Source organism: Nocardioides caeni, from assembly GCF_004912195.1.
GTDB lineage: Bacteria > Actinomycetota > Actinomycetes > Propionibacteriales > Nocardioidaceae > Nocardioides > Nocardioides caeni.
Genome location: NZ_STGW01000021.1, coordinates 12,694 through 22,050, shown reverse-complemented (window position 1 = coordinate 22,050; position 9,357 = coordinate 12,694). Strand labels below are relative to the sequence as shown.

General features: G+C 73.4%; 9 protein-coding genes. 4 read left to right on the top strand and 5 right to left on the bottom strand.

Annotated features, from left to right (window positions below):
* Positions 1-220, top strand: a 220-nt coding sequence (locus E9934_RS18410) for a CinA family protein (protein ID WP_193556927.1), incomplete at its 5' end; no start/stop codon positions are given.
* Positions 217-1,326: an NADH:flavin oxidoreductase gene (locus E9934_RS18405; protein ID WP_136564367.1), complete on the top strand. Its 1,110-nt coding sequence runs from the start codon at positions 217-219 to the stop codon at positions 1,324-1,326. The genes E9934_RS18410 and E9934_RS18405, both read left to right, overlap by 4 nt.
* Here E9934_RS18405 and E9934_RS18400 read toward each other — a convergent pair.
* Positions 1,290-1,832, bottom strand: a complete 543-nt coding sequence (locus E9934_RS18400) for a MarR family winged helix-turn-helix transcriptional regulator (protein ID WP_136564366.1) — start codon at positions 1,830-1,832, stop codon at positions 1,290-1,292. The genes E9934_RS18405 and E9934_RS18400 overlap by 37 nt on opposite strands.
* A gap of 66 nt (positions 1,833-1,898) precedes the next feature.
* Here E9934_RS18400 and E9934_RS18395 point away from each other — a divergent pair, with 66 nt between their 5' ends.
* Entirely contained in the window at positions 1,899-4,001 is a 2,103-nt protein-coding gene (locus E9934_RS18395; RefSeq protein WP_136564365.1) for an MMPL family transporter, read from the top strand.
* Between the two features lie 8 nt (positions 4,002-4,009).
* Here the strand turns inward: E9934_RS18395 and E9934_RS18390 are convergent, their stop codons facing one another.
* Both E9934_RS18390 and E9934_RS18385 read right to left on the bottom strand, forming a co-directional pair.
* Positions 4,010-5,074, bottom strand: coding sequence for a FlgD immunoglobulin-like domain containing protein (locus E9934_RS18390; protein WP_136564364.1), 1,065 nt, complete (start codon positions 5,072-5,074; stop codon positions 4,010-4,012).
* 104 nt (positions 5,075-5,178) lie between these two features.
* Positions 5,179-6,474 (bottom strand): alpha/beta hydrolase domain-containing protein, encoded by a 1,296-nt coding sequence (locus E9934_RS18385; RefSeq protein ID WP_202977385.1) that lies wholly within the window; start codon positions 6,472-6,474, stop codon positions 5,179-5,181.
* Positions 6,475-6,524: 50 nt separating this feature from the next.
* Between E9934_RS18385 and E9934_RS18380 the strand changes: the two genes are divergently transcribed.
* Positions 6,525-7,925 carry a hypothetical protein gene (locus E9934_RS18380; protein WP_136564363.1) on the top strand — a complete coding sequence of 467 codons (1,401 nt, stop codon included), beginning with the start codon at positions 6,525-6,527 and terminating at the stop codon, positions 7,923-7,925.
* An 80-nt stretch (positions 7,926-8,005) separates the two neighbouring features.
* On the opposite strand, the gene E9934_RS18375 is transcribed toward E9934_RS18380, so the two are convergent.
* Positions 8,006-8,194 carry a DUF3073 domain-containing protein gene (locus tag E9934_RS18375; RefSeq protein WP_136564362.1) on the bottom strand — a complete coding sequence of 63 codons (189 nt, stop codon included), beginning with the start codon at positions 8,192-8,194 and terminating at the stop codon, positions 8,006-8,008.
* Between the two features lie 165 nt (positions 8,195-8,359).
* The coding region (gene purM, locus E9934_RS18370) for a phosphoribosylformylglycinamidine cyclo-ligase (protein WP_136564361.1) at positions 8,360-9,357 on the bottom strand (998 nt) is incomplete at its 5' end.

Sequence of the window (9,357 nt, the reverse complement as noted above, 5' to 3'; positions counted from 1 at the left end):
GGAGCGGCTCGGCACGACCTACGGGATCAGCACGACCGGGGTGGCCGGACCCGGTGGCGGCACCGCCGACAAGCCCGTGGGCCTGGTGCACATCGCGGTCGCGGTCACCGACGGATCCGTCGCACACCGCGAGCTCTTCGTCGCCGGCGACCGGGCCGCCGTACGGCGACGGACCGTGGTCGCGGCGCTCCACCTGCTCCGCGCAACAATGGCGCGGTGACGACTGCCACCGATCCCCAGCTCGCCGACCGGCTCACCCTCGACCACGGCCCGGGCTGGGCCAACCGCTTCGCGCTCGCCCCGCTGACCAACACGCAGAGCCACCCCGACGGCACGCTCTCCGACGCCGAGCACGACTGGCTGGTCGCCCGCGGACGCGGTGGCTTCGGGCTCACGATGACCTGCGCCGCCTACGCCACACCGGCCGGCAAGGCCTGGCAGGGCCAGCTGGGCATCTCCTCCGACGAGCACCTCCCCGGCCTCACCCGTCTCGCGGACAGCCTGCGCGCCACCGGCACCACGTCGTCGGTGCAGCTCCACCACGGCGGTCGACGAGCCGACGCCTCGATCACCGGCGAACCCCTGGCGTGCCCCTGGGACGAGCCCGACCGCGGCGTCACCGCCCTCACCACGGCCGAGGTGGAGCAGGTCGTCGCCGACTTCGTCGCCGCGGCCGTCCGCGCCGAGCAGGCCGGCTTCGACGGCGTCGAGGTCCACGGCGCCCACGGCTACCTGCTGTGCCAGTTCCTCGACGCCCGCCGCGACCGGCGCACCGACCGCTACGGCGGCTCCCTGGACGGCCGGCTGCAGGTCTTCCTCGAGGTGCTCAGCGGCATCCGCGACGCGACCGGCCCGGACTTCCAGCTCGGCCTGCGGCTCACCCCCGAGGGCAACGGGATCACGCTGCCCGACGGCCGCGAGATCGCTCGGCGGCTGCTTGCGAGCGGCACACTCGACTACCTGGACATGTCGCTGTGGGACGTCTTCATGAAGCCGCGCGGCCAGTACGACGACTGGGACGAGTGGGATCCGGAGCGGCTGCTGATCGACCACTTCACCGACCTGCCCCGCCACGGCGCACTCCTCGGCGTCGCCGGCAAGGTGCTGTCCGCGGCCGACGCACGCTGGTGCCTGGAGCGCGGCGCCGACTTCGTCTCCGTCGGCACCGGCGCGATCCTGCACCACGACTTCGCGGCGCGCTCGGTCGGCGACACCGACTTCCGGGCCCGGCCGATGCCGGCGCCACGCGAGGTGCTCGCGGGCGAGTGCGTGAGCGAGCGGTTCCTCGACTACCTGTCGGTGACGTTCGACGACGTGGTGGCCTGAGACCGGTCGGGCTGGTCGGGCTGGTCCTGCTCGTCGTCCGGCGCGGTGGCGATCACCGCATCGAGCGCGTCGAGCGCACTGCGCAGATAGCGCTCGACGACGGCCAGCTCCGCGGCGGTGAAGTCCGCGTCCAGCGCCGCCAGCCGGGTGAACATCGGCAGCAGGTGCCGGCGCATCTCGGCGGACCCGGACTCGGTGAGGTGCAGCTGGGTGCGGCGGCGATCGTCCGGGTCGGGCACCCGCTCGACGTGGCCGCGGCTGCTGAGCCGGTCGATGATGCCGGTCGCGGCAGCCGTCGAGACGTCGACCTGGCGGGCCAGGGCGGCCGGGCCGACCGAGTGCAGGCTGAGCTCCTCGAGGCTCGCCAGCTCGACCTCGCTGAGACCGGCGCGACGACTGACGGTCTGGCGCACCTGGACCGCGGCACGCAGCAGGTCGCGCAAGGCCTCGAGGGAGCCCGACTCGTGCCATGCCCGCGGGGTACCGCCGGTCACGGTGTCGCCCATTTGTCTCACCTGCTTAGTTATCAACTAGATTAGCCATCATTGTCCGCCCGGCACAGGAGATCCTCCATGACCGACACCCCCCGCCGCTCGCCGGTGTCCCTCATCACCGGTCGTCGCACCGCATGGCTGGTGGCCCTGCTGCCACTCCTCCTCGCCCTCGCGATCATCGGCTTCGCCGGGGAGGGTGAGCGCGAGCCCCTCGCCACCGACTCCCAGCCCCGCGGGCTCGACAGCACCCTCGGCACCGAGCTGGCCGAGCGACTGCCCGAGTCCGACGCCACCACCGCCATCGTCGTCTACGAGGCGGCCGGTGACGATCCCCTCGACCCGGCCGCTCTCGAGCAGGCGGCGCGGGCCCTGGGAGCCGTCCCGGCCGGCGCACCGTCCGACGGGTCGGGCGGACCGTCGTACCTCCTGGCGGCGGAGGACCAGACCGCTGCCGTCGCCGTCGTCCCGCTGGAAGGCGGGACGTCGACCGAGGTCGCCGACCAGGTGGCCGACCTCCGCGACCGCGCGCGCGCCGACCTTCACGAGGACGTCGACGCACTCGTCACCGGACCGGCGGCGATCGAGGCCGACCTGGCCGAGGTGTTCTCCGGCGCCAACCTCAAGCTGCTCGGCGCGACCGCCGGCGTCGTCGCGATCCTGCTGATCCTCACCTACCGCTCCCCCGTGCTGTTCCTGGTGCCGCTCGTCGTCGTCGGCGTCGCCGACCGGCTCGCCGCGGTGGGCGCGACCCACCTGCTGGCTGCGCTCGACTCCTCCATCGAGATCGCCTGGAACGAGTCGACCATCGGCATCCTGTCCGTCCTCGTCTTCGGCGCCGGCACCGACTACGCACTGCTGCTGATCTCCCGCTATCGCGACGAGCTACGACGACGGGAGTCACGCCACGAGGCGATGGCCGTCGCCGTGCGCCGTACGACGGAAGCGGTCCTCGCGAGCAGCGTGACCGTGGTCGTCGGGGTCCTGACCCTGGCCCTGTCGCTGACCCCGACCACCCGCGGCCTCGGTGTCGCCTGCGCGCTCGGTGTGGTCATCGCCGCGACCTTCGCCCTCGTGGTGCTCCCGGCGGCGCTCGTGCTCTTCGGTCGGTGGGTCTTCTGGCCACGCGTCCCCCGGCCGGACGGGGCGGTCGGGGGCGCCGTCCGGGCCGACGATGCGGCCGGGCCCCGGACGATCTGGCACCGCGTGGGTGACGCCGTCGCCGGTCGCCCCCTCGTCTTCGCCGTCGGCACGGTCATGGTGCTGGTCGCGCTCGCCGCCAACGTCCTCTCGCTCCAGACGGGCCTCGACGTGGAGGACCAATTCCTCGACCGCCCCGAGGCCATCGACGGCGCTGCCCGCATCGGCGAGTCCTTCCCGGCGGGTGTCGCCTCGCCGACCACCGTCGTCACCGCGGCCGACCCGGACGACGTCCTCGACCTCGTCGAGGGCGTGCCCGGGGTGGCGTCGGCCCGGGTGGCCACCGAGGGCGACGGCGTCGCCGAGCTCTCGGTGGTGCTCGACGTCGAGCCCGGCTCGGACGGCGCCCGCGGGGCCGTCAAGGACCTACGCGCGGCGCTCGACGACGTCGACGACACGCACGTGACCGGCCAGGAGGCGGAGGCGCTCGACGAGGACGAGGGCGCCGCCCGCGACCGGATGCTCATCCTGCCGCTGATCCTCGGCCTGGTCCTTGTCGCGCTCGGCGTCCTGCTCCGGTCCGTCGTCGCACCTGTTCTGCTGGTTGCGACCGTCGTAGCGACGTACGCCGCCAGCCTGGGGGCGTCGTGGTGGATCTTCACGACCATCTTCGACTTCGGCGCGCTCGACTCCGGCGCGCCACTGATGGCCTTCCTGTTCCTCGTGGCCCTCGGCGTCGACTACAACATCTTCCTGCTGAGCCGCACCCTCGAGGAGCTGCCCGGCCACGGCACCCGCGCCGGCATCCTGCGGGCGCTGGCCGCCACGGGCGGGGTGATCACCTCCGCGGGCATCGTGCTGGCCGCGGTCTTCCTGGTGCTCGGCGTGCTCCCACTGGTGGTGCTGGCCCAGCTCGGCGTCATCGTCTGCATCGGCGTGCTGCTCGACACCCTCGTCGTGCGCACCGTCCTGGTCCCGGCCCTGGTGCTGCTGCTCGGCGACCGGTTCTGGTGGCCGCGGCGGGTCCCGGTCAGACAGCCCTGACGGCCGCCTCAGTAGACCCGTGGAACGGCGTAGGTGAGCCGCACCCCGGCGACCTCGTAGGCGCGCCAGCCGCTGACCCGCACCTCGACCACATAGCGCCGGGCCGCGGGCCTGCTTCCGGTCTTGCGGATGGTGCCGTCGCAGCAGATGTCGGCCCCGGTCGTCGCGCCAGTGACCGCCCAACGGAAGTTGCGAGCGCCGGCCGGGATGGAGAACGAATAGCGCATTCGTGCGAATCGGCCACCCCAGCAGTCCAGGTCGGCCGTGCCGTCGTAGGCGCTGCGGGTGACATAGCAGGAGCCACCGGTGGCAGCCGCGCCACTGTGGCCGGCCTTGTCGAGACGATGGGTCGTGTTGACCGTCTTGGTCGCCAGCGTGACCGTCTCACTCGTCGCCCGCCGGGTCACCCCGGCGGCGCGGGCGGTGACCCGCATCCGATAACGGCCCAGCTCAGCGCGGCCGCCGTCGGCGGTCCGACCGTTCCAGCGCCAGCTGCGGTGGCCGGGCTCCAGGACACCGGGCGCATGGGTTCGCACCGTCCGGCCCGCGGCGTCGAGCACGGTGATGACGACCGAGGCGGGCCGACTCAGCGAGTACCGCACGGTGGCGGTGTCGCGGTAGCCGTCCACCACCCGGGGGTAGAACGTGCGCGGGGTGACGGTCGCCCCCGTCGCGGCGAGCGGCGCGAAGCCTGTTCCGAAGTTGCTCGCGGACGCGAAGGCGCCACCGACCTGCTGCGCGACCACCAGCGTGCAGGGCACGTGCTGGGGGAGGCGGTGGTCGAGCGTCCATGACAGGGTCGTCGTCTCGTCGGTCGTCGAGGCGACGGTGCGGAACTCCTCGGTCTCGTCGACCACGCCGCATCGGATCACCACGTCCCACGAGTTGGCGGGCGAGCCGCTGAAGTCGATGGTGACGGGGCCGGTCCAGTCATGGGCGACGATCGTGCCCTCGGACGGCGTGACGATGATCGGGGGGTTGAGGCCCGAAGCGGTGGCGGGGCTGACGACCAAACCGCTGCCCACCAGCACGAGGAGGAAGCAGGCGGCGAGCCCGCGAACGAAGCTGATCATGGACGTGGTCTCCCTGCATTGTTCCGAGGTGTCTCGGCGGCGAGCCGGACCTTCGGACCATAGAACGAGGCTCCGACCGATATCCGTGAAACGGCAGAACGGGCTCAGAACTCCCGGGCCTCGGCGAGGATCGCGTCCCGGTCCTCGGCCAGCAGGAAGCCGGCGGAGATGGCGTCGTCCGTCGCCGCGGTGTACGCCGCCACGTAGTCGTCGTGGCTCGCCCACCGGGCCGCGCGCTGCTCGGGCGACCAGGCGATGGTGCGGCCGAAGAGTCCGCAGATGACGGAGGCCCCGTCGGCGGCCTCGCCGGAGACGGTGTCGGCGGGGGCATCGACCACAGGGGTGCGGACACCGCCGCGGGCGTTGCCGTCGTCATCGCGGACGAAGCGGCCGTCGACGATCTCGAGCGGTTCCGCGCCCGGGGCGGCCGGGCCGCCGCGCGACCAGGCCTCGAGGTGGCGCAGGGCCGCCCGCAGCACGTAGGCCTGCTGGCCGCGGTTGACCGGGTCGGGGCAGCCGAGGAAGGACTCGAACTCGCCGATCTGGAAGTGGTCGGCGTGGGCGGACCCGGCGATCTCCCAGACGCGCAGGAGTGCGGCGTCCGTCTGGCGGGCCGGCAGGTAGTTGATCCGCCCGACCAGGTCGCCCTCCGCCTCGACGACGAGCACCGGCACGTCGAGGTCGTCGCGCAGCGGCGTCGGGGCGCCCTCCCGGCGCGCAGCGAGCAGGTCGATGCCGCGGCCGGGCTCGCCCAGCGGGGCGGCGACGTCGCCGCGGCTGTGGATGAGGAAGCCGTCGAAGAAGCGGTCGGTCGGGTGGACCTCGTTGACGTGCGTCGTCAGGAGGTACGCCGACTGCGACTCCCCGATCGCGAGCACCCGCTCGACCGTGATCCCGGCCAGCGGACCGTCGGCGCCCGGAGCGGCCAGGGCCCGTGCGACCGCGGTGAAGATCCCGTGGGCGAAGGCGTCGCCGGGGTGGGAGAGGTCGCCGTAGCGCTCGGGGTCGCCGCCCTTGAGTCCCTGCAGCGCCGCACCCTCCACGGCGACGGCCGCGCCTCCGCCCTCGACACCGACATATTGCGCCGAGACGCCCGCCCACGCATGGCCGCTGCGCACCAGCTCGTCGGAGAGGTAGGTCCAGTCGGGCGCGGCGTCGGAGCCGGAGCTGACGTTGAGCCACTCCACGACCAGCGTGCCGCTCGCGAGCGCCGCCTGCGGCCGACGAACCGCCACCCGGGTGGCGAACGACGCCTCCCGGTCACCGGGCACGTCGTGCACCACGCCGCTGGCGGCGTACTCCGCCTCCGTCCAGCCGGCCTCGACCAGGTCGGGTCCCGGCCGGACGGACGCGAGATTCATGCCATGGCCACCCGACAGGGCACGGAAGGTGAGGGTCACGGTCGCCGAACCTACCGCTGAGACGGAGCGGTGTCTGGGAGACTTCGGCCGTGCTGCCCCGGCTGGAGATCGTCGCGCGCCATCGACCGATCGACATCGTGGCGGCCGGGCAGGGCCCCGTCGCCCCGGAGGGGCTGCTGCCGCTGCTCGCGCCCCACGGTGCCGTGGAGGCCGCACTCCCCGCCACCGGCGCCGCGCGGATCGCGATCACCGGCCCCGACGGCACGGTGCTCGCCGCGGTCTGGGACGGACGCCGGGTCGCGCTCGACGTGGCGGGTGGGCGACACCGGAGCCGCCGTCACGGCCGGCCGGCACCGGGCGCGGAGCGGCTGGCGCTCACCCTGACCGGCCGCCACCTCGCGGCACTGACCCGCGCGGGCGGCACGTGGACGGTGCGGGCGCGGGTCGACCTCGCGCGGGTGCTGCCGCGCCTCGACGTGCGCGACCCCGGCTGGCTCGCCGGGCTGCGCCACACCGTGACGGGCGGGGGCGAGGTGCGGGCTGGCGCCTTCGGCCAGCTCGGGCTGCGCGACGTGCGCCTGGTCAGCGAGGCCGACGGGTCGCCGTACAGCCCGGAGGGCGAGGACTGCGTGCTGTTCACTGCGACCAGCGCGGGCCCCGGCTTCTTCGACACCGCCCACACCTCGGTCTGGGCGCTGCACCCGGACGACTCGATCACGCACCGGGGCGACCTGTTCTTCACCCGTCCCGACCGGCCCGGGGTCTACGGCGACCACGCCAGCCACCTGCTGCGCGACGGCGACCGGTGGCTGGTCGCCACCAGCACGTGGGCGGACTTCCCGGCCGAGCGCAGGGCGCGCGGGAGTGCCCGGGTCGCGGTCACCCTGGCAGAGTCGACGGCGGACCTGACCCGGGGCCGGCACGTGCTCGCGGCACGCGAGCTCGCCCTGCCGACCGTCGGCCCCAGCGTCGGCGTGTGGGACCCACACCTGGTGCGGCCCCACGGCCCGGACGGTCCGGACGATGCGGACGGTGCCGGACGGGGGTGGCTCGTCGGCTATGTCAGCGCCCGCCGGTTCTTCGACTTCCACCCGGTCGTGGCCGCCGGGCCGACACTCGACCAGCTGGTCGTGCGCGGTGCGGCGACCGATCGACGGGCGACCGAGGGCACGACCCTCCACCGCGACGGCGCGCGGTGGTGCGTGCTCGCCAGCGACGGGCGCGACAATCCGCCCGACGTGCGGGGCCGGTTCAGCGTGTTCGACCTCGCGATGGACGAGATCGGCACCCTGGACGCGCCCTATCCGACGAACATCCCCTGGCCGACCGTGGTGCCACCCGCGCCCGACGAGCCGGGCAGCGCGGACGGTGCGGATGGGCCGGACGCAGGGTGGCGCCTGATCACCTTCAACGGGTCTCCGTCAGGAGGCGCGCTCGTGGGCTACGGGACCCACGGCGACGTGGTCGTCATGCGCGAACGTCGTAACTGACGCTCGCCCGTGTCGGCTTGCCGCCAGACGGAGGCAGGACCTGCGGGAGACGACCGCGGCGCGGCTCGCGCAATCCAGGATCAGTCTCGCTGGGGGTCGGCGTAGTCCGACCACTTGTCCCGGTCGGCGTCGTCGAGGTCATCCTCGACGCGATCGACCGGCTCACCATGGAGCTCACGCGCAAGAGCGCCGAGGTCCGTGTCGTGAGTGCGGTACTTCAGGTCGCGAGCGACCTTCGTCTGCTTGGCTTTCGCACGGCCGCGGCCCATAGGGTCCAGCCCCCTCGCACACTTGGCCGGAGCCCTCGGGGCCCCGGACTGCTGAATCAGAGTCTCGTGGGCCCAACGGTACAGGGCCGATGGCTGTTCCCGCACGCCAGGGCGGCGGTTCGTTCCGTCGATGAGGCAGATCTCACCGTGCGGCTCACCCGACAGTCACCAGCCGGGGTGCTGACCGACCAGCTCGACGGTGCCCTGCTGCTCCGGGTCGACGCCGACCTCGCCCGCGACCCAGCTGTCGACACCGAACTCCGCGAGGCGCGCAATGGCCGCGTCGGCCGCGTCGGGGGCGACGAGCGCGACCATGCCGACGCCGCAGTTGAGGGTGGCCTCGAGGTCGGGCTGCGGGACGCTGCCGACCTGGCGGACCAGGTCGAACACGGGACCCGGGGTCCACGTGCCGCGGTCGAGGGTCGCCTTCAGCTCGGGCGGCATCACCCGGGCGAGGTTGTTGGCCAGTCCACCGCCGGTGACGTGCGCCATGGCGTGGGTCTCGGTCTCGCGGGCGATCGCCAGGCAGGGCTTGGTGTAGAGCCGGGTCGGCGCGAGCAGCTCCTCGCCGAGGGTCCGGCCGAGCTCCTCCACGTGACTGTCCACGGTCCAGCCGGCCTGCGTGAAGAAGACGTGGCGGGCCAGGGAGTAGCCGTTGGAGTGCAGGCCGCTGGCCGCCATCGCGACGACGACGTCGCCGGGGCGGACCCGGCCGGGGCCGAGCAGGTCGTCGGCCTCGACGACGCCGGTGGTGGCGCCCGCGACGTCGTACTCGTCGGGGGCGAGCAGGCCCGGGTGCTCGGCGGTCTCCCCGCCGACCAGCGCGCAGCCGGCCTCGACACAGGCCTCGGCGATGCCCTTGACGATCGCCGCGATCCGCTCGGGGACGACCTTGCCGGTGGCGATGTAGTCGGTGACGAAGAGCGGCTCGGCGCCGCAGACGACGAGGTCGTCGACGACCATGCCGATGAGGTCGTAGCCGATGGTGTCGTGCTTGTCCATCATCTGCGCGACGGCGACCTTGGTGCCGACACCGTCGGTGGACGTGGCGAGCAGCGGGCGCTTGTAGGACAGCAGCGCCGAGGCGTCGAAGAGACCTGCGAAGCCGCCGAGGCCGCCGAGCATCTCGGGCCGGCGGGCCTTCTCGACCCACTCCTTCATCA

Excerpts from the sequence above, each read along its gene's own strand:
- E9934_RS18400 (WP_136564366.1), bottom strand. The coding sequence starts at position 1,832 with ATGGGCGACACCGTGACCGGCGGTACCCCGCGGGCATGGCACGAGTCG.
- E9934_RS18395 (WP_136564365.1), top strand. The coding sequence starts at position 1,899 with ATGACCGACACCCCCCGCCGCTCGCCGGTGTCCCTCATCACCGGTCGT.
- E9934_RS18390 (WP_136564364.1), bottom strand. The coding sequence starts at position 5,074 with ATGATCAGCTTCGTTCGCGGGCTCGCCGCCTGCTTCCTCCTCGTGCTG.
- E9934_RS18375 (WP_136564362.1), bottom strand. The coding sequence starts at position 8,194 with ATGGGCCGCGGCCGTGCGAAAGCCAAGCAGACGAAGGTCGCTCGCGAC.